The 19,119-nt window shown below is 51.9% G+C and carries 23 protein-coding genes; 9 read left to right on the top strand and 14 right to left on the bottom strand.

Going from position 1 to position 19,119, the window contains the following annotated elements:
* From rplV to PRZ02_RS00430, 6 genes are all read right to left on the bottom strand, one after another.
* A complete protein-coding gene (rplV, locus tag PRZ02_RS00455; RefSeq protein ID WP_449463893.1) occupies nt 1-483 on the bottom strand; it encodes a 50S ribosomal protein L22 in 483 nt (160 codons plus the stop codon).
* A 210-nt stretch (nt 484-693) separates the two neighbouring features.
* Nucleotides 694-990: an ArsR family transcriptional regulator gene (locus PRZ02_RS00450; protein ID WP_449463892.1), complete on the bottom strand. Its 297-nt coding sequence runs from the start codon at nt 988-990 to the stop codon at nt 694-696.
* Between the two features lie 74 nt (nt 991-1,064).
* Nucleotides 1,065-2,003: a mevalonate kinase gene (mvk, locus tag PRZ02_RS00445; protein WP_449463891.1), complete on the bottom strand. Its 939-nt coding sequence runs from the start codon at nt 2,001-2,003 to the stop codon at nt 1,065-1,067.
* 35 nt (nt 2,004-2,038) lie between these two features.
* Nucleotides 2,039-3,061, bottom strand: a complete 1,023-nt coding sequence (gene fen, locus PRZ02_RS00440) for a flap endonuclease-1 (protein ID WP_449463890.1) — start codon at nt 3,059-3,061, stop codon at nt 2,039-2,041.
* 5 nt (nt 3,062-3,066) lie between these two features.
* Nucleotides 3,067-3,303 (bottom strand): hypothetical protein, encoded by a 237-nt coding sequence (locus tag PRZ02_RS00435; RefSeq protein WP_449463889.1) that lies wholly within the window; start codon nt 3,301-3,303, stop codon nt 3,067-3,069.
* On the bottom strand, nt 3,303-5,507 hold the full coding sequence (locus PRZ02_RS00430) for a CDC48 family AAA ATPase (RefSeq protein WP_449464417.1): 2,205 nt from the start codon (nt 5,505-5,507) through the stop codon (nt 3,303-3,305). Before PRZ02_RS00430 ends, PRZ02_RS00435 begins: the two co-directional genes overlap by 1 nt.
* A 123-nt stretch (nt 5,508-5,630) precedes the next feature.
* Here PRZ02_RS00430 and PRZ02_RS00425 point away from each other — a divergent pair, with 123 nt between their 5' ends.
* The gene (locus tag PRZ02_RS00425) at nt 5,631-6,332 is read left to right on the top strand and encodes a hypothetical protein (RefSeq protein ID WP_449463888.1); all 702 of its coding nucleotides are present in this window, start codon (nt 5,631-5,633) and stop codon (nt 6,330-6,332) included.
* Here PRZ02_RS00425 and PRZ02_RS00420 read toward each other — a convergent pair.
* Nucleotides 6,295-7,335 (bottom strand): lysylphosphatidylglycerol synthase transmembrane domain-containing protein, encoded by a 1,041-nt coding sequence (locus PRZ02_RS00420; protein ID WP_449463887.1) that lies wholly within the window; start codon nt 7,333-7,335, stop codon nt 6,295-6,297. The two genes, PRZ02_RS00425 and PRZ02_RS00420, sit on opposite strands and share 38 nt — an antisense overlap.
* A gap of 99 nt (nt 7,336-7,434) precedes the next feature.
* Between PRZ02_RS00420 and endA the strand changes: the two genes are divergently transcribed.
* Entirely contained in the window at nt 7,435-7,977 is a 543-nt protein-coding gene (gene endA, locus PRZ02_RS00415; protein WP_449463886.1) for a tRNA-intron lyase, read from the top strand.
* On the opposite strand, the gene agl3 is transcribed toward endA, so the two are convergent.
* Both agl3 and PRZ02_RS00405 read right to left on the bottom strand, forming a co-directional pair.
* On the bottom strand, nt 7,967-9,184 hold the full coding sequence (gene agl3, locus PRZ02_RS00410; protein ID WP_449463885.1) for a UDP-sulfoquinovose synthase: 1,218 nt from the start codon (nt 9,182-9,184) through the stop codon (nt 7,967-7,969). The genes endA and agl3 overlap by 11 nt on opposite strands.
* Nucleotides 9,185-9,342: 158 nt before the next feature.
* Nucleotides 9,343-10,221: a putative RNA uridine N3 methyltransferase gene (locus tag PRZ02_RS00405; RefSeq protein ID WP_449463884.1), complete on the bottom strand. Its 879-nt coding sequence runs from the start codon at nt 10,219-10,221 to the stop codon at nt 9,343-9,345.
* 52 nt (nt 10,222-10,273) lie between these two features.
* On the opposite strand from PRZ02_RS00405, the gene rplC reads away from it, so the two are divergent.
* Genes rplC through PRZ02_RS00380 form a run of 5 tightly spaced genes read left to right on the top strand, consistent with a single transcriptional unit; the run spans nt 10,274 to nt 13,432 of the window.
* Nucleotides 10,274-11,242 (top strand): 50S ribosomal protein L3, encoded by a 969-nt coding sequence (gene rplC, locus PRZ02_RS00400; protein WP_449463883.1) that lies wholly within the window; start codon nt 10,274-10,276, stop codon nt 11,240-11,242.
* Nucleotides 11,243-11,253: 11 nt separating this feature from the next.
* The gene (gene rplD, locus PRZ02_RS00395) at nt 11,254-12,054 is read left to right on the top strand and encodes a 50S ribosomal protein L4 (RefSeq protein ID WP_449463882.1); all 801 of its coding nucleotides are present in this window, start codon (nt 11,254-11,256) and stop codon (nt 12,052-12,054) included.
* The gene (locus tag PRZ02_RS00390) at nt 12,033-12,290 is read left to right on the top strand and encodes a 50S ribosomal protein L23 (RefSeq protein WP_449463881.1); all 258 of its coding nucleotides are present in this window, start codon (nt 12,033-12,035) and stop codon (nt 12,288-12,290) included. The genes rplD and PRZ02_RS00390 overlap by 22 nt, the downstream gene beginning before the upstream one ends.
* Before the next feature lie 9 nt (nt 12,291-12,299).
* Nucleotides 12,300-13,019 carry a 50S ribosomal protein L2 gene (locus PRZ02_RS00385; protein WP_449463880.1) on the top strand — a complete coding sequence of 240 codons (720 nt, stop codon included), beginning with the start codon at nt 12,300-12,302 and terminating at the stop codon, nt 13,017-13,019.
* A gap of 23 nt (nt 13,020-13,042) precedes the next feature.
* Entirely contained in the window at nt 13,043-13,432 is a 390-nt protein-coding gene (locus PRZ02_RS00380) for a 30S ribosomal protein S19 (protein ID WP_449463879.1), read from the top strand.
* A gap of 11 nt (nt 13,433-13,443) precedes the next feature.
* On the opposite strand, the gene PRZ02_RS00375 is transcribed toward PRZ02_RS00380, so the two are convergent.
* Both PRZ02_RS00375 and PRZ02_RS00370 read right to left on the bottom strand, forming a co-directional pair.
* Nucleotides 13,444-13,851 (bottom strand): threonyl-tRNA synthetase editing domain-containing protein, encoded by a 408-nt coding sequence (locus PRZ02_RS00375; protein WP_449463878.1) that lies wholly within the window; start codon nt 13,849-13,851, stop codon nt 13,444-13,446.
* Nucleotides 13,848-14,663, bottom strand: a complete 816-nt coding sequence (locus PRZ02_RS00370) for an endonuclease NucS domain-containing protein (protein ID WP_449463877.1) — start codon at nt 14,661-14,663, stop codon at nt 13,848-13,850. Before PRZ02_RS00370 ends, PRZ02_RS00375 begins: the two co-directional genes overlap by 4 nt.
* Nucleotides 14,664-14,751: 88 nt before the next feature.
* Here PRZ02_RS00370 and PRZ02_RS00365 point away from each other — a divergent pair, with 88 nt between their 5' ends.
* Together PRZ02_RS00365 and PRZ02_RS00360 are read left to right on the top strand one after the other, a co-directional pair.
* Nucleotides 14,752-16,197, top strand: a complete 1,446-nt coding sequence (locus tag PRZ02_RS00365; protein ID WP_449463876.1) for an RtcB family protein — start codon at nt 14,752-14,754, stop codon at nt 16,195-16,197.
* Between the two features lie 2 nt (nt 16,198-16,199).
* Nucleotides 16,200-16,610 carry an archease gene (locus PRZ02_RS00360; protein WP_449463875.1) on the top strand — a complete coding sequence of 137 codons (411 nt, stop codon included), beginning with the start codon at nt 16,200-16,202 and terminating at the stop codon, nt 16,608-16,610.
* 4 nt (nt 16,611-16,614) lie between these two features.
* Here the strand turns inward: PRZ02_RS00360 and mtnA are convergent, their stop codons facing one another.
* From mtnA to psmB, 3 genes are read right to left on the bottom strand one after another with little or no spacing between them, the layout of a single operon-like run.
* Nucleotides 16,615-17,640, bottom strand: coding sequence for an S-methyl-5-thioribose-1-phosphate isomerase (gene mtnA, locus PRZ02_RS00355; RefSeq protein ID WP_449463874.1), 1,026 nt, complete (start codon nt 17,638-17,640; stop codon nt 16,615-16,617).
* Between the two features lie 41 nt (nt 17,641-17,681).
* On the bottom strand, nt 17,682-18,266 hold the full coding sequence (locus tag PRZ02_RS00350; RefSeq protein WP_449463873.1) for a hypothetical protein: 585 nt from the start codon (nt 18,264-18,266) through the stop codon (nt 17,682-17,684).
* A gap of 16 nt (nt 18,267-18,282) precedes the next feature.
* Complete coding sequence (psmB, locus tag PRZ02_RS00345) at nt 18,283-18,903, bottom strand: archaeal proteasome endopeptidase complex subunit beta (protein WP_449463872.1); 621 nt, start codon at nt 18,901-18,903, stop codon at nt 18,283-18,285.
* Between the last annotated feature and the right edge of the window lie 216 nt (nt 18,904-19,119).

The raw sequence follows: 19,119 nt of genomic DNA, 5'->3' as shown, positions 1-19,119 counted from the left end.
TCAATCCACCTCCCTAAGGCCCAGCTCCATGTGGACCAGCTGCCTCACCTTGAGGTCGTGCTGGCCCCGCGCACGAGCAAAGAACCTCCTAACTTTCAATCCCAACAAAACGGCAGCGTGACTCACCACGAGCTTGTCTTCGTCAAGTCCCTTGGAGTCCGCTGCTGCCAAAGCGTTATCAAGAAGCCTCTGAACCTGCTTCGCAACGTTCACCGGATATCCCCCCTCAGCGCCCTTATTGCCCTTAAGCTCTGAGTGATGAGGAACGTGCTTCCGGTGGCTCGTGTAGTGAATGGGTTGCTTCATCTGTATAACGCCCTCGATTATCGCTTGAGCTTCTTTTACCTTCTTCCCACGTATGGCATCCATGAGCTCACAGCTCTTCTTGAAGGAGGCACGAGCGTTTCTCACGCTCACTAATACCTCCTTCGACGGATCTTCAAGCTGAACGGTATAATCGAATCTGGGCGATTTTATCTCCAATAATTTGATAGAGACTTTAATAAGCTTTGGGGGCTATCAAACCAAGCCAGGCCCTGAAATGCCGCATTTGCTTAGCCAAACTGTTTACATCTCCTTGAAATTAACAAGGTAAAGAACAGTAGAAAACTCGCCCAGTTGCCGTCAGGACGACCACATGGCGCAAGCCCGCACCGAATATGCGATTTAGTTCAAAGTCATTAAGTGCAAAAATTATCTCAGGTTTATGACAAGCGAATCCGCAGCCAAGGACCAAACTTTTTCGGGCTTTCCTGCTCCCGCTATGTTACCAGATTCCCTTATCAGCCCGCAGGCCCTAAGTTTCTGCAAGTGATAATAAAAGGTACTTTTCTCCATGTCTTCATAACCTTCGCGCTTCAGGTACTCGAAGAGAGAGGCGCTCGACTTCGGGCCATCCTTAAGCGCCTTCATTATCGATACCCTGGCCTTTGCCGAAAGCACGCCCACAAGCCCTTCCAACGATGAGTAATCAAATCTCAGCTCAGTCATGCCATAAACGGGTACCAACTAATATGGATTGCTTGCCGTTCCGAGGTGGTCACTGCAGCTCACTAACAGGCGTCTCAAGCATACCTCACTCCCCCGCTTTTCGTCACCATAAATACCCTATCTGCAATTGGCGCGAGGGCCATGGCCACTTTCTCATCGCCTCCGAGGACGACCACGCATCCGCCAAACCCTCCTCCGCTTATCTTTGCGCCAGCAGCGCCCAAAGCCCTTGCCCGCCGCACCAAGTTAAGCGACCTTCCGGTGACCACTCCTAATTCCTCCAGCAGTTCCTCGTTTCTGTTCATCAACGAACAGAGTTGGGTCAGGTCATGCTCCCGAATGGCTTTAGAAGAGCTCTCAACCAACGAGCCTATCTCCTCTAGTATTTCGTCAAACCTGGAGCCAAGCTCATCCTTTCTCTTCCTAACGAAGGCCACCGATTCCCTCGTGTTTTTTTCCTTGCTAACGCAAGCAATTATGGCCTCTACTTCGAAGTCCTCGCCCATCCTCTCAAACTTCTCGGGCGGCACTACCTTTATCAGCCCTCCTAGGCTAACCGCCAGCGTGTCCATGGGACTGGCCCTTCCCTGAACTTGCACTTCGATCTCTCTTCCCAGCTTTGCGAGCTGTTCAGGCTGAAACTTCACGCCGTAGTACAGCGAGTAAGCGGCTAAGACGGCGACGGAAACTGACGCGCTGCTTCCCAATCCGGAGCCATAGGGCAAATCGCTATTTATGCTCACGTTTGCGGCTCTTCTGATGCCCTGCATATCCCAAACTTTTTTGATCGCGGCCTTAACGTAGGGTAGCTCATCTCCTCCTTCGCCATCCATGTCAATCTTGGTTTCAACGCGTCCTCCCGGATACGCAGATTCGATTTTCACCGCTCCTTCCCCATCGCCGGCCGCAGCTCTCGTGTACAGGTTAATGGCCATGACGAGAGCAGGATACCCATACACGACCGCATGCTCACCAAGGAGGGTAATCTTGCCCGGAACTGTTACGTAACCCATGCCATTTAGATTATGCTGTGAGATAAGACTAGCCCTCAGCCAAAAAACGAGGTCAGAGACGTCTGACCAGAGCTCCTCTCAGGCTTCTTTCTTATCCTGGCCAGATTTTCCATCACCCTCTCCCTGGAAAAGTCGTGCTGATCGCATAAGAAAGAGACAACCTTTTCCACGCTGATCTCTCCCCACTTCGGCCTCTCAACGGGGTTTACCTTCGGATTTAAGAAAAGCTCTCTGAGCGACAGCGGTGAGGGATCAAGGCCCTTTGCCTTAATTACCTCTTCTAGGGAGCCATACTGCTTTATAAGAGATAGGGCTTTTTTAGGTCCAATTCCCTCGTAACCATCGTTGTAGTCCGTGCCTATCATCAGACCTATATCAACGAGCTGTTCCCTTGTTATTCCAAGCGACTTTAGGGTTTCTCCGAGGTCAATCAGCTCCATATCCACCGGTATGTAGCGATTTTCGTTTGGGACTTTCCTCCTTCCGGAAACGGTCATGTTGCGAACGAGCCTTTCAGCTCCAAAGAGCAGGGAGTCGTAGTCTTGGCTGCCAACAGCCCAAGCCTCTCCCGCCCTTACCATTGCTGCTGCCTGAGCCTCACCTTCTGCCGCGGCCTGTATCCAGGGCACCCCCATGGCCTCTAGGAGCGCCTTCGCCTCGTCAACCATTTGAGGGGTCAAGAGGGCAGCCCTTTCACCGTACTTTCTCGCCTCTTCCTCGTTTCCCGTTTCCACGGCTTCCCTGTAAAGCCTCTCGGCCGCCAGCCTTACCTCCATGCGCTGCTCGATGGTCTTCCTCTTTTCCTTTATGGCGGGCCCATCGAACACGTAAACAGGCCAAACCCCCTTTTCCAAGAAGTTCACCGTGCGATAAAAAAGGCCGCTGAGGTGGCTTGTCACCCTCTGCCTGCTATCCATCAAGGGCCTGCCATCATTTCCCCTTATGGTGCTCAAAAACTGGTAAAGGGCGTTGTAGCCATCGATGGCTACAACCTTTCCAGAAAGTTGCTGAAGTGTTACGGTCTGCTTCTGAACCAAGTCCCTTAGGTCGACGCCCATTACTATCACTCCGCCAGGCTGACAAGCTTCGTGCTGTCCTTGCCCTGAACGGAGATCAAGCCCCTTATCTCCATGCGCATCAGAACCCTATTTAGAAGCTTCCTGTCAACCTCTCCGAACTCATCTGAGAGGTGATCGATTATCTCCTTTTCGCTCACGTAAACCTTCTTCGCGTTCTTCTCAAGCAAGAACTCGAGTATAACTTGATCGTAGGGCTTTGCGACCTTTAGAGAACTCTTCATCATATCCACCCCAGCAGTTCCTGCTTCTCAACCCTGCGGAGGCTCTTGGCCTTCTCGTTCCATTGCTGATAGAACTTTATCATGTCTTCCGTTATGGAAGGCCTCACCGAGGAAAGCGCCCTCTCGAAATCCGCCAGAGTCACTTCCTTTGCGTCGATGTCCCTCTTCAAGGCAGCCATCCCCGCTTCGCGCACAAGCTCCTCAAGGTCGGCTCCGGAATATCCCTCCGTCCTAATAGCCAGCTCGTCAAGCGAGACGTCTGGAGAGAGAGGCATCTTCGACGTGTGAATCTTCAGTATCTCCTTTCTGGATTTGACGTCAGGAGGAGGTATGTAGACGAGCAAGTCCAGTCTTCCTGGCCTCAAGAGGGCCGGGTCCAGCATGTCCGGCCTATTTGTAGCAGCTATGACGACTATGTTCTCAAGACTCTCCATCCCATCGAGCTCGGTGAGCAACTGGCTAATAACGTTCTCACTTACCCTCGAATCTCCATAGGACAAGCCACGCATTGGCGCAATGGCCTCGACCTCGTCCAGGAAAACCACGCAGGGCGCGCTCTGCCTTGCCTTCCTGAAAATGCTCCTTATTGCCCTCTCGCTTTCTCCAACCCACTTACTGTATATTTCGGGCCCCTTAATGGAGATGAAGTTGGCCTCGCTCTCCGTTGCGACCGCCTTGGCCAAGAGAGTCTTGCCCACGCCTGGAGGGCCATAGAGCAGAACTCCCTTAGGTGGCCTTATGCCAACCCTCTTGAAGACCTCCGGCTTCTCAAGAGGCCACTGGACGGCCTCCTTCAGCGTCTCCTTAACGTCGGAGAGCCCGCCAACGTCATCCCATCTGACCTCCGGCACCTCTACGTAAACCTCCCTGAGGGTCGTCGGGACTATGTCTGGCAGCGCCTTCATGAAGTCGTCCATCGTGACCTCCATCTTCTCCAAAATTTCGGCAGGGATCTCCCCCTCTATGTCCTGTATTTCGGGCAGGTACCTCCTAAGAGCTCTCATTGCCGCTTCCCTCACAAGGGCTGCAAGGTCAGCACCCGTGTATCCGTTGGTCATATCCACGAGCTTGCGTATGTCCACATCCTTGGCCAGCGGCATTCCCCTTGTGTGTATCTGTAGGATCTCCTCTCTTCCCTCCTTGTTGGGTATACCTATCTCTATCTCCCGATCAAACCTTCCTGGGCGCCTTAGAGCTGGGTCGATGGCCTGAGGTATGTTGCTCGCACCTATGACCACTACATCACCTCTCGCCTGAAGCCCGTCCATAAGGGCAAGCAACTGGGCAACCACCCTCCTTTCGACCTCTCCCGTGACCTCTTCCCTTTTTGGCGCTATGGCATCTATCTCGTCTATAAATATTATAGATGGAGCATGCTTCTTGGCGCCATCAAATATCTCCCTTAGCCTTTGCTCCGATTCGCCGTAAAACTTGCTCATGATTTCAGGCCCGTTGATCGACACAAAGTACGCATCTGTCTCGCTTGCGACCGCCTTGGCCAAGAGAGTCTTGCCCACGCCTGGAGGGCCTATCAAGAGAACTCCCTTGGGAGGATCTATGCCAAGCCTTCTGAAGAGCTCAGGGTGCTTAAGCGGTAACTCTATCATCTCCCTGACTTTGAGTATGACGTCCTTGAGCCCTCCTATGTCATCGTAAGTTATGGGCCTCCCTTCATCACCTTCCACGGGCTTATCTGATATTACAACTTGGGTGTCATCGGTCACCAAAACTATTCCAGGTGGCCTCACCGAGACCACGGTGAAAACCATGGACTGACCAAGCACAGGAATAAGCACCTTATCACCTTGTACGACCACGAAATCAATGAGCCTCTTCTTCACGTAACTCGAGAAGCCCTCGTCCACGCTGACCTGGAAGGAGGAGGACGCCAACTTAACCATCTGGGCAGGCTTATAGGACGCCTTCCGCACCACAACGCGATCTCCCAGTGAAGCACCTATGTTTTGCCGAGTAAGCCCGTCCATCCTTATTATGTCCTGATCCTGGTCTTCGATGTAGGCGGGCCAAGCTATGGCTGCGCTTCTCCTTTTAGCGAACAGCTCCACGACGTCACCTACTTCAACGCCGAGTGCTTGAAGCGCTGCCTGGTTTATCCTGACCTTGCCCCTTCCATAATCACGCGGCTTGGCGTCCGCCGCCCTTAATATAACTTCACGCTTTTCCTCCCCCTCTTGCGACAAAATCCTTCACCACGATATTATCAAAAACACGGTTTTAACCCTATCGCACTGGACGCGTAAGGACCTTGAGGACACCGCATAGCGCCATAAAAACTAAAAGGTTAAATCATGGCTACATGCTATCATATGGCCTACGATCAATCGGAAGAAGAAAGGGTTTCATATGACCGCTCCGTGGCATCGCTTATAGACCACACGAGGATCGTTCAAGAGGCGCTAAGGGCAGTCCTCCAAACAGCGGACGGCGTAAAGAAAAAAGACCAAAAGGCATCGAGCGCCGCATACAAGAAGCTCCTAGAGCTCAAGGAGGTCGATGAGCTCAACGTCAGAAAGAGGGTAGAACAAACCCTTGCTGAGGCCCAGCTCATGTCGAACTTCGCGGCAAACCTTCTTGCCACTGACGACCTCATAACCGAGATCTCTTCCTTTGCAGAGGCCGTAAGCTTTAGGCTAAATGCTATGACCAGCGAGGACTTCTGCCTAATGCTGAAAAGCGATGAACAGGAGAGCCAAGACTTCATAATCGGAATAACCGAGATAATCAACATGGCCTTTGATGCCTTCGAGAAGGCAAAGAGCGCGTTGCAGTCTCTTAGGACCGACACAGCCAAGGCCGTCCAGCTGACTTATGAGGTAGATCAAATAGAGACGGATGTAGACCACAAGCAAAGACAACTAGACCTCATGCTGCTCAGTTATAACTTCGCTTTGCCGTGTATCCTGCTCATGCATGAAACGGTACAAAGGGCCGAAGAAATGGTCGACTCGGTTCAAAGGCTTGCCAGTTCGGTTAGGATTCTTGCTCTGATGCGCGGAGGAATGTCTTAAGGCCTCCTGAGTAGAGCGCCGCGGTTATGCCAGTCACCACCACGTCCCACCAATATAGGATGAGCCTGATAAGCAATGTGGCAGCTATGGCTATGCCCGCTGGCACGCCGAGCGCGACGTAAGATAAGCTCATGGCGGCCTCCACAAAGCCGAGCATGCCTGGAACGCCAAGTGGTATGCTTGTCACGAGCTCACCTACAAGCATAACCAGCGTTATCTCCCAGAAGTTTATGCCGTAGTAGTTCATGGATACGAATACCCAATAGGAGACAAGCGCCGCAACCAGGAGCCTCGCAACTATTATCATCAAGGACAGCAGCGCACCCATAGGAGAGTTGGACATGCTGACTATGGCGTCGCTGAACTGGATAGTGGTCTCCTGGGCTTTCTGCTTCGCCCTCTTATCAACACCTACCTTTTTTATGAACTTGTAGTAAAAGTTGAAGAAGTGATTGGCTGCCCAGCCAACCAATCCCCTGTGCCTTGATGCCGCAAGTATGAAGGCGCCTGCAGCAGCTGCTAGCATCACTATGATTATGAACGGATATATCAGGTGAAAGCGCGACCTATCGTAGAAGTATATCACAAATATGCTCGCGGTCGTCACTATGACATAGGCGAAAGCGTATAGGACCCTCTGCATTATGACCGAGGCCGTGGACGCCGAGGTATTTTTCCCCTCTTTTCCCATTAGTATGGCACGGGAAACGTCCATTAAGATTCCAGCAGGGGTCACATATAGCAAAAAGAGACTTGACCATGTTATGACCAAGCTCTTTCTTAGCTTCACCTTTATGCCCCCGCTTATCAGCAGAACGTGCCACGAAAGGGCGTAAAGGAAAAGTCCAAACACCTCGAGGCCCGCACCGCCGAGCAGTAGCTTGGGATCAGTCCTCTCTATAATCGATATCACGTCAGTCTCCTTGAAAAGGTAACCGATGAGCACCGCCATGGCAACCACGACAATGGCCGTGAAGGCGATGCGGAGGGTTTTGTAATTCATAAACTTATGGGACAGCAATATAAATGTTTATTTTACGCCGCTCTCAGGTCCTGAGAACTTTACTCGCACAAGGCTTTACTTCACGTACCAGTTATCTTTATGGCTAAAGGGGTGTTTAACGGCCGCTCGGTGCTCGTGCTCAACAAAGCCGAGGGAGGATCTATATACGCCTTGGGCTATTACGGGCGCACCTTGTCCGTCTATAAACCCAAGGGACGCGAGGTGGAGTCAGAGCTTGAGCTTTCTCCTGTTGAGGCGCTTTACCTCGCCCAGCATGGAGTGCTCGATGTTTACTACAAAAGCAAAAAAATGACGACCGAGGAGCTACGCGAGGCTCTGGAGCGCGACTTTCTTCACTTCAAAGAACTCTTCATGGTTTACGACGACCTCAAGGAAAAGGGATACATAGTTAAGCCAGGCATGAAGTTCGGAGCGGACTTCGCCGTGTACGAGCACGGGCCGGGCGTCGACCACGCCATATTTCTCGTTCACGTGGTCTTGGCCTATGACGCCTTTGAGCCAGAGGAGATAGTCAGAGCGGGTAGGCTCTCACACGGTGTCAGGAAACGCTTTGTCATGGCCTACCCAAACGCTTCAAGCAAAAAAGTGGAGTACGTGGTGTTCCGCTGGGTCAAGCCTTGAGGTCTGACCTCAGCGGCTTCTTCACGACCTTATTTGAGGTCTGTCTCCAGTTAACCCCAGCGTTAGACCCCGCGAGAAGTATGGCATCACGCTTCTCCACCAGCCTGTCTCTGTACTTCATCAGGTCGCGGAGCATAACCGGGATCTCCCCTTCAACGGTGTGGCTCGGCCTAAAGCCAAGCGACGGTAGCACGTACCTCTCGACATTGTAGTAGTGGCGCTGGGCCTCAACTCTGGGATCGGGGACGGGCTTTATCTGAACGTTTAATCCCATCTCATCTCCTGCCTTTTTGACCATGTTGGCAAGCTCCATAACGCTCCTGCTCTCCGCGTACTGGTTTACCACCCTCATGGTGCCCTGCTCTGGAGGATGCTCAAGCAATACCGAGAGAGCGGTTATGCTGTCCTCAAGAGAAATAAATCCCCTTGTCTGCCCTCCCTCCCCGTAAGGCGTAAGCGGCAATCCCGCGACCGCTTCAACGCAGTACCTGTTGAGAACCGTTCCCCAAACCTCATCGAAGTCAAAACGGGTCCTGAGCTCGTCGTCTTTCATGTCCTCGGTTCTCGTTCCATAAACGGGGCCTTGATGGACGTCTGTAGCGGTCAGCCCCCAAATCTTGACGGCAAAGGAAATGTTATTGCTATCATGGACTTTGCTCCAGTGATACCAGCTTCCAGCCTGCCTAGGAAAGGGCAACCTGTCTTTTCTACCATGGTACTCAACTTCAAAGTATCCCTCCCCTATGTCGATGTTAGGCGTTCCGTACTCGCCGAGCGTTCCCATCTTCAAAAGGTGCGCGCTTGGCGCGCTTTCCTTCATGGCGTAAAGCAAGTTCATCGTACCTATGACGTTATTCTCCATGGTAAAGACTGCGTGGTTGAGGTCTATCTGAGAATAAGGCGCGCTCCTCTGTTCTGCAAAGTCTATTATGGCATCAGGCTTCTCCTCTTCAATAAATGAAGATATGAAGTTGTAGTCCCTCAGGTCCCCTTCCCTAAAGTCAAAGTCGGCCCCAAAAACCCTCTTTACGGCCTTGACGCGCTCTTCCATAGTCGGGATCGGTATGGCAGACCACGAACCCACCTCCTCAACTGCCTTTCTAGTGTAGAAGTTATCGGCCCCACAAACCTCGTGCCCTCTGGCTATCATCCTCAAGGCAAGAGGCCAACCAAGGTAGCCATCGACGCCTAAAACCATTACTTTCATACTTTACGGTCTTAAAAAGAGCTTAAGGATGTCGACGAAAGACAAACGCAAAAAATCACTTGGTTTTTGCCTTTCCCTTCTCCTCCTGCTGTTTCTTCGCTCTTTCCTGCTTGTATACCTCGTCCAGTAGGGGTGATCTTTGTTGTCCTCCCATGGGATTAGTGTCCCCATCGCAAATAAGGGTTTCCAGAGGACAAGAGGGCAGCCACGCAGTTCAACGTTATAAGAGACAACGGCACGGCTTCATCTGTCCTTATGCTCTTCAACACTTGACCTGGGTCCATGTTCACGTAGAAATCGAACGCCCCTTTCGCTGAAGAACCTTGGGCCTCAAGGATCTCCGACAAGTCGCTTGATGGTGACCCGAAAATTAGAAATGTTTCCCTGAGTCCGTTCTTTGAGAGCTGTTCCAGAGCAGAGGGGAGCGCTTTCCTGTATTCCTCGCCATACCTGGACGTTCCGATCTTAAGCCCCTTCAGCTGGGCAAGCGTGGCTTTCAGCCCTTGGTGAGTTAGCTCTACATAAAACCCGGAATACCCAACTGGGCCACACAGCTCGGCCTTCAAGGGCTTAACCGACGTAACCCTAACAAAAGTAAGACCCTTAATTCCAGGGGGAGCGATCTGGGCGCCTTCGCCCTGTGCAAGCTCAGCGAACTTATCCTCATCAACAAGCACCTTGGTGCCCTCAACAAAAGCAACCCTGACGTCGCCTGGAGCTATCCTTTTAGTTTGAGGGTGAGTGGGTATGTTGAGCGGAGGGATCAGTCCAGCATACCTAAGCGAGTTCGTCAATGGAAACACTCTTTTTCTGAGGTAAGGAGGGATAACGCAAAACTTCAGCAGAGTTTCAAGGTCCTTGCCGGCACGGGCATCCCTAGAAACGTCCTCCCTATATATTATGACCCTACGAACGTTGGCCATTGCAGAATATCTCGCTAAGAAGCCAGCTCTTATCGTGAAATCAACGGGATTCTCATGGGTTGAAAGGGAGGTATCTGGAATCACTATGCTGAGCTCGGACGGCCAATTGCGCATGATATGAGTAGTTACATGCTTAAAAGGGGGAACGTTATTTTCTTGATTAGACATGGGACACCGTAGTAGGCATGCCCCTCATAGAGGGTCTTTGGCTTACAGGCCGAGGAAAAGAGCGAGGAGCATAGTGCCTTGGGTAAGGACTTGGGTATTCTCATCATCAGGAGGATTAGCTGGCCTTCCAGCTTATAAGGTAGGCATGGGCCACTTGGTTTACACGGAAAGCTACAAGGCTTCACCGAACTTCGGAAGAGACGTAAGCCTGCCCTATACTCTTCTGGAAGTGCCTCCACTTACGGTACTTGCGGTGAGGGTTTACTCAAGTGGTAAGTGCCTTGGCGAGAGCTGGGCGAAGCTAGACGAACCAACCACGAAAAAGCTAGCAAGAAGGACAAAACCGGGCAAGGGTTCCTCCATAGAGGACATCAGAAAGCTGAGCTTTGACGAGGTTAGGGTTTTGGTAAGCACAAACCCAGATCAAACCGGAATTGGAAAGAAGACACCTGAAGTGGTGGAGATTCCGATTGATGCCGAACCCTCTAAGGCGCTCGACCTCGCTGCGGCATGGCTTGGAAAAACCCTCAAACTCGATGCCGATGCTTTTCCGGCTTTCAAGCCAGGAGCGGCCGTGGACGCCGTGGCCATAAGCAAGGGCAAGGGCATGGCAGGTCCAATAGCCCGGTTCGGCATGAAGTTACTGCCGCATAAGTCGAGGAAGACCAAAAGAGGGCCAGGAGCAACAGGGCCACAACGCCCAGGCGTTGTCCCAGCCACCGTGGGAAGGCCGGGCCAGATGGGATTCCATCACAGGGTCGACCATAACAAGAAGATCGTGCTCATCGCTGATGCCTCGAAGTTTAAGTTCGAGGGCGGCATGAAGCACTATGGCGTGCCCCGTTCGAGCCTCATTGGCGTTTCGGGCTCTGTGCCAGGGCCTGCTAAGCGGCTGGTTTTGCTCAGGCTGTCCATTAAGGGCAAGCCGATAGAACCGCCGAGCATAGCTTATAATTCGATTTCGTAGGTGTACTAGACATGATGCAATCTTTGGAAAAACGCGCTCTGCCCGTATTCGACCTAACGGGCTCGCAATCAGGTACCGTTGAGATAACGTTACCTAAGCCCGTCTCCATAAGGGATGACCTGATAATCAGGGCGTGGATAGCCTCACAGTCAAGGGCAGCGCAACCGCAAGGAAGAAGCCCTGAAGCCGGGCGTGGCGTAAGCGCGATATCGTGGGGAACCGGAAGGGGAATCTCAAGGGTTCCCAGGATGGAAACTGGCCGTGCTGCTTTCATCTCCAGTGCCAAGGGTGGGCACTTAGCTCATCCGCCAACCGTAGAGGAGAAGTACAAGAAATCCATGAACGAAAAAGAGATGGCGCTGGCTAGGCTTCATGCCCTTTTAAGCGCTTTCTTTGAGGAAAAGGTAAGAGCTAGGGGGCATGTTATCCCCGAAAAAGTGAAGGCCCTGCCCATAGTGCTTGACAATAAAATAGAGGATTCCGCCAAAACGGTAGAAGTTTACACGGCTCTCTCCAACTTAGGCCTTAATGCCGATATAGAGAGGGCAAAGAAGGGCACTAAGATAAAGAGCGGAAGAGCAAAGATGAGAGGAAGGGGAAGAAGGGTCCCCAAGTCCCTTCTCATAGTTGTCTCAAGGAAAGACGCCCCCATACTGAAGGCAGCCAAAAACATGCCAGGAGTTGAAGTTAAATATTACAAGGAACTTGGAATCCCGGCTTTAGCTCCAGGAGGGCAGGCCGGAAGGCTGACCATCTGGTCTGAGAACGCGCTACAGGAGGTTGAAAAAGAATGGCTTACGAAAGCGTTATAGTATCACCGGTCTCTAGCGAGGAAGCTATAGCTGAAAGAGAAAATAACAACGTCTTAGCCTTCTACGTCTCCAGAAACGCCACGAAGGATAAGGTCAAAAGAGAGGTGGAGCTAAGATTCAAGGTCAAAGTGGCCAAGGTGAACATCGAAAACACCTTCAAAGGCAAGAAGGCCTACGTGAAGCTTGCGCCAGAGTTCAAGGCCACCGAGTTGGCCACGAACCTTGGCCTGCTATAGGTGATTTAAATGGGAAAGCACATTTTGGTTCAAAGGGAAGGCAGAGGGAACATAAACTTCAGGTCACCTCACTGGCTTAGGAAAGCGAGGGTCGCTTTTCCCGCTCCTGGGACAAAGGGAGAGTACGTAATAGCCGATTTCATACACGAGCCAGGCAGGGGAGCTCCCCTTGCTCTGCTTGTTTCAAAAGAGAATCAGGCAAACAGGTTCTACGCAGTTGCTGCTGAGGGCCTGGGCGTGGGAAATACCATTAGAATCGAGCCAGAGGGCCAGTACAAGCCCGGAGACATACTTCCACTTTCAAAGATACCCGATGGTGAAAGGGTGTGCTCGGTAGAGCTAAGGCCCGGCGACGGAGGGAAGCTGGTCAGGGCTTCAGGCGAGTACGCCATAGTGTCAGGCCATAGCCCGACCTCCGTGAACTTAATCCTTCCTTCAAAGAAGGTCAAGGTACTTCCCTCGGAGTGCAGGGCCATGGTCGGAGTGGTAGCAGGAGGGGGAAGAGCAATGGCGCCAATGCTCAAGGCCGGGGTCGCGTATCACCTCAACAAGAGGAAGGCCAGAAAGTGGCCACAGGTGAGGGGAGTCGCCATGAACGCGGTATCTCACCCGCACGGCGGAGGAGGACACCAGTCCGTCAGCAGGCCTTCGACCGTTGCGAGGAACACGCCTCCTGGAAGAAAAGTAGGGCACATAGCTGCAAGAAGGACGGGCATTAGAAAACGCTAAAATGGGTGAGGCGATCTATAACTATGTCTACCGTGTTTCGCTATCGCGGATACACGCTTGAGCAACTTCAAGCCATGAACGTGAGCGACCTTGCAGCCCTGCTAAAGAGCAGGGAAAGAAGGTTCTTGCTCAGAAACTACCGCACCTACTATCCCCATATAATGAAACAAATTGAAAAGAAAAAAGGGATTGACAAGCCCATAAAGACTCACCTAAGGGAGCTCGTTATACTGCCCCAGATGGTAGACCTCACGTTTGCCGTGTACAACGGTAAGGAGTTCGTGCCGGTAAAGATAACACCGGAGATGATAGGTCACAGGCTGGGCGAGTTCTCCATAACGTGCAAGAGAGTAATACACGGAGAACCGGGACTGAAGGCAACGCGTTCGAGCTTCGCGGTACCTCTCAAGTGATTTTTGAATTTTTAAAGCCTTATTCCCCTTTCGGCAAGAGCATGGGGCATGGTCTCTATGGAAAAGCTCTTTGTCCAACCAAAAGGAGCCTTGTGTGCTTCAAGGCCCCTTTCAGATAAGGCCTTGGCCACAAGCGATAAAAGTTTTACGGCTTGATCAGCTTCAAGGGGCTTCTCCGTTAAGTGCACAAACGGATAAACCACGAACTCATTTTCCTTTACCTGCGCGGCGTCCTTCACAAGAAGATCCACGAGGGGGGTGACTTTATCATCGTCGTCACCCTGTTCGAAAGACAAGAAAAGGACAAGGCATCTTCCATATGAGATCTTCTGACCCTTAGCGGCCAGCTCCGCGGTTTCTATCTCCTTCTGAACGGGCACGTAAGAAAACTTTTTCGCATGTATAAGCAGGGCCCTCAACCGATCTTCTCGCCTATCTCGTTTCTGTAATAAGATAAGATCTCGCTCACTTCCTGGAGGTCAATGCGCCTGTAGTCGAAGTTATACTCGCGCAGCTTGGCCAATGCGGCGTTCGTTATAGAGGGGGCCACAAGTATGCCCCGGACTTCTTCTCCATCACTTACGTGCCTCCTTACCGAGGCTATGTAGCGGCTTAACTCCACAACGTTCCTGCCGTTTGCCTGCTTCTTTGTAAGTAATACAACGGTTTTCAGCCCCTTGGAGTCAATCCCAATCAAGTCCACGAAGCCGGACTTCAGCTCGTCATTCGACGGAAGGGGTTTAAATCCTGTCTCTATGAGCTCAGGCTTAAGAAGAACGGCGGTCAGGAGTTCACCATCGCCCGGCTCGAGGAGCATTGTCCCATCAACCAAGTTTGTGCTTATGACCGCGTAAACATGATCAAAATCAAACTCAAGCGAGTGAAGCCTTTCAAGTATGCCGCTACCGGGTTCCTTTTCGGATTCGTTGATCTCCTCCTTCTCGGCCACGATCGAGAGCTTTTCCCCGCATAGCGGTTTAACTGAATCGCATGCCTCCCATGAAACCACGGCCTCAGTGGAGAAGCTATCCCTTTGCACCATAAGCGACCAATCGCTTTTCACGAACAATATCCTTTCGCCATTGGCCAAATAGGGTTGGCCATCGCGACGGATAGAAAAGCTCCCCACGACCACAAGGGAGCGCCTGTAAAGCAGAGATTTCTTTATTTCTTCGCATGCCTTGCTAGGGTCCGGCTCATATAGAAGCTCGACCGGCTTCCTGCTAGGCATTTTGTTAAAGCATGCTCGCCCGCATAAAAGCTAACCGCTGAAGGTTCTCTACCATCCTCAGGTTTTTAAACGATCAACCACTAGACTTATGGCAAGCAGACTGCTGAAGAAGATATCAAACAACGTTTGGGAGGTACCCACGGACGCCGTACAGGGAATGCGGGTACCGGCCAGGTTTTACTCTTCCGATAAGCTCATCGCTGACCTAGACGAGAAGGCCATAGAGCAGGCCATAAACGTGGCGACGCTGCCCGGCATAAAGAAGTACTCCATAGCCATGCCTGATGCGCATTGGGGATACGGATTTCCGATAGGCGGAGTTGCAGCCTTTGACCCAGATGAGAATGGAATAATCACGGTCGGCGGCATAGGTTTCGACGTGAACTGCGGTGTTAGGCTCATAGCCACAAATCTCGATGAAAGAGATGTAAGACCGAAGATAAAACAAGTCATGGATTCCCTATTTGAGGGAGTCCCGGCCGGACTCGGCTCTGAGGGACTACACCTATCGCAATCAGAGCTCAACGAGGTCATGGTAGAGGGAGCTCGCTGGGTTGTGAGGAAGGGATATGGCTGGGAAAGGGACCTAAAGCACATCGAGGAAGGGGGAATGATAGAGGGCGCTGATCCAAGCAACGTGAGCAAGAGGGCCAAGGAAAGAGAGGCAAACCAGATAGGGAGCCTTGGATCGGGTAATCACTACTTGGAAGTGCAGGTCGTGGATGAGGTATACGACGATGAAGCGGCCAATGCGTATGGCATCAAGAAAGGTCAAGTGGTAATAATGGTGCACACGGGTTCGAGGGCCATGGGTCACCAGATAGGAATGGACTACATTGAGGAAATGGCTCCCGCCATGAAGAAGTACGGCATCCAGGTCAAGGACAAGGAGCTCGTTAGCGTGCCCTTTAACTCTCCAGAAGGAAGAAAGTACTTCTCGGCGATGAACGTCGCCATGAACATAGCCTGGGCAAACCGCGAGATGCTTACCTATTACGCCCGTCAAGCCTTCGCCAAGGCCTTCTCCTCTTCTCCTGAATCGTTGGGCATGGAACTTGTGTATGACGTGGGTCACAACACAGGAAAGCTGGAGCTTCACGAGGTAGACGGAAAGACCAAAAAGCTGGTGGTCCACAGGAAGGGGTCAACGCGCGCACTTGGTCCTGGTAGGCCGGAACTACCACCTGAATACAGAGAGGTCGGTCAGCCCGTGCTCATAGGTGGGAGCATGGGCACCTTCTCGTACGTGCTCAAGGGGACCATAAAGGGAATGGAGGAGACGTTTGGCTCCGCAGTGCACGGAGCCGGGAGAAAAATGAGTAGAACGCAGGCCAAGAAGGAATACAGGGGAGAGGAGCTGGCAAAGGAGCTTGAAAGAAGGGGCATACTGGTAAGGGGTCATTCCTGGTCTGGCCTCGCGGAGGAGGCTCCAGATGCTTACAAGGACGTAACCGACGTGGTGTCTGCAATACACGATGCCGGCATAGCCCTGATGGTGGCCAAGCTTAGGCCCCTTGGCACCGTGAAGGGATGACCATGAAGTACGAGGTTTACCCCCACACCGCAGATGCGGGGGTAAGGGGCATAGGAGATACCGTCAGCGAGGCCTTTGAAGGAGCCGCCATGGCTACCTTCTCGATCATGGCGGAAATAGATAAGGTAAAGCCGGAAACCGAGATCAGCGTCGAGCTCTCGGCGGACTCGCTTGAGGATTTGCTTGTTAAATGGCTAAATGAGCTTATATCGCTCTCATCGCTGGAAGGGCTCGTGTTCTCGAAGTTTAGTGTTAAAGTTGATGAGAAGAAGATCAGCCTTAAGGGCAGCGCGTGGGGTCAGAACATAAAAGACGTTCCTCTGCAGGAGGAGGTGAAGGCGGCGACGTACGCAGATATTAAGGTAGAGAGAGACAACGGCCAATGGGTTGCTCAGTGCATAGTTGACGTATAGGATTCTACGCTGCCTTCAGCGATTTCAGGCTATTTTCGTAGGGAGGCCTTGCAATTCCTTTTTCGGTGATTATCGCCGTTATGTTTTCTGGAGGCGTTACGTCAAAGACGGGATTGTAAACGTTGCTCCCAGCCGTACTGATCGGCACACCCCTGATCTGGGTTACCTCATCCGGCGATCTCTCCTCCACCTTTATTTCCTTGGCGCCTAGCTGTACGGTTGAGAGAGGAGCTACAACGTAAAAAGGTATGCCGAAGTATTTCGAGACCACTGAGAGAGAGAAAGTACCTATCTTGTTTGCAGTGGAACCATCCTCTACTATCCTGTCCGCTCCCACGAAGACAGAGCGAACTCCCTTTCTCTGGATCGTTATGGCACTTGCCCCATCAACAATGAGCGTAAACGGTATTCCCTCCTTTTGAAGCTCGTAGACCGTTAGCCTACTCCCCTGAAGCCACGGCCTAGTCTCAAGGGCTACGACGTGGATCTTCTTGCCTTCCCTCCAAGCCGTCTTTATGACACCAAGGGCAGTCCCAAGGTACCCAACGGCAAGAGCGCCAGTGTTGCATATGGTCATGACGGTGTCTCCGTCGTTTATCAAAGATGCCCCTATCTTTCCCATGCTTATAGCGGCCTGCTTGTTTTCCTCATCTATGCGCTTTGCCTCAAGCTCCGCGGCGAGCGCAGGATCCCTACCGGCCTCGGCGGCAGCCCTGCTAGCGGATAACACCCTGTTTACGGCGTAAAACAGGTTATAAGCCGTGGGCCTAGATGACAACAAGACGTCGATTCCAGCCTTTGCGCCCTCCACTCCTAGTCCGTTGCCCACCGACCTGGATATCTCCATGCAGGTACCATAGGCTGCCGTAACACCTATGGCAGGCGCCCCTCTTACTACCATGTCCCTTATGGCCTGTGCTGTTTCCCTTGCGTCATGGCACTTTATCCACGTTTCTTGGAAAGGAAGGACCCGCTGGTCTAAAAGCGAGAGCTCTCCGCCCTCGTAAACTATCGGAATGACTTCGCTCAACTTCCCCAAAAATCACCGGCAGTTGATTAAGTGCTTTTCCCTCATTTATAGTACAGCTTGGCATTTGCAAGGACCATCCTAGCGTCTTCCAACAGCGCCCTATCAACGTCAAGTTTTCTCTTCAAGCCGCGCACAACCGAGCGAGGATACTCAAACCGCAGCAGCGCGTCGAAAAGTTCCTGCATCCATGCGAAGAGCTTAGTGGCCTCGTCGTATCTTCCTTCGATCACCTGGTTCACGAGCGATCTCTTGAGCTCTCCTATCAGATCAGCCAGTCCAAGCGCAAACGATTCCTCATCGTAGAACTCTGAGGGGTCTGGAAGCTGGCCCTGGCGAAGCAGGGCATAAAAACACCTCGCCTCAGCGTACTCAGAAAAAGCCGACTGCTCATCACTGGAATTCAGCTCTGGCCAATCCCTCACTTCTTGCACTAGCTTTGAGTGAAGGCTCGTTGCCTCACCTAGCAGCTGGTCAACCAGCTCAGAATTTCTATGGAGGTTGGAGACCAGAAGACCGCACCTCTTTATGAGCTCGTAAGATAGATCGCTTAGCTCGCGCCTCTTGTTCTCCTTTTTCTCTAGCTCGCGCTCCATGGACGCGAGCCATTCCTCCTTGAGAATACCCATCTCTCTTACCTTGATGTCACGAGGGAGCTATCTGCTCTTTAACCGAGAACTGCTTCAGCTCGGTGGCCGCCTCAGTGATGGTGAGCACATCGATTCCGTCTCCGCTTGTGATATCTCTCGCTATTGCGGCCCTTATGGCCTTAACAGCAAGCGTTTCAGCCTCTTCCTTGCTCATATCCTTCTTGTACTCTTGGTCCAACACACCAGTGGAAACCGGTGATCCATTCCCAACTCCAGCGTAATAATCCTCCAGGATGGAGCCAATCGCGTCCATAACGTAAAGGTGAGGGCCCGTCTCGTCTATCCCAGCTATGAGTATTTCCGTGTAGTACGGAAACATGCGAGCGGCATAAAGTATGTTTGCAAGAAGCTTTGCCGCCCCCTTAACGCTTATGCTTCTGTTGTTTTGAAGTTCGTAAATTTTTATCTCAGCGGTTATTGATTTGGCCAGCCCTTGCATGTCGCCTACCAGACCAGCGCACGCCATCCCTATCTTCTTATTTAACTGGAACACCTTCCTTCCTGACTTACTCAATAAGGTATATCCATATGACACCCTTTTGTCAGCGGCTAGCACTACACCTCCGCTGAAAACTATACCAACCGTTGTAGCTCCTATGGGCAGACTCTCTGACATAAAAACATAGCCCGGTGTCATTTAACCTTATTCCCAAACCGTCCATTTCCCGCATGACATCATATGGTATAAAGCGCGCGGAGGTCACCGCTTCAAAGTTCGGCCTTTCGAAGGGAAGTAGATTACCGAGAACCTTTACACACATAACTACGCACATAACGGAAGCTATGTGGAAAGCATCCTCTGCGGACCGAGCTCACTGCATTTCGATGTTGA

Source organism: Tardisphaera saccharovorans (genome assembly GCF_046635845.1).
Taxonomy (GTDB): domain Archaea; phylum Thermoproteota; class Thermoprotei_A; order Marsarchaeales; family UBA168; genus UBA168.
This window is presented reverse-complemented; position numbering and strand designations above follow the sequence as displayed.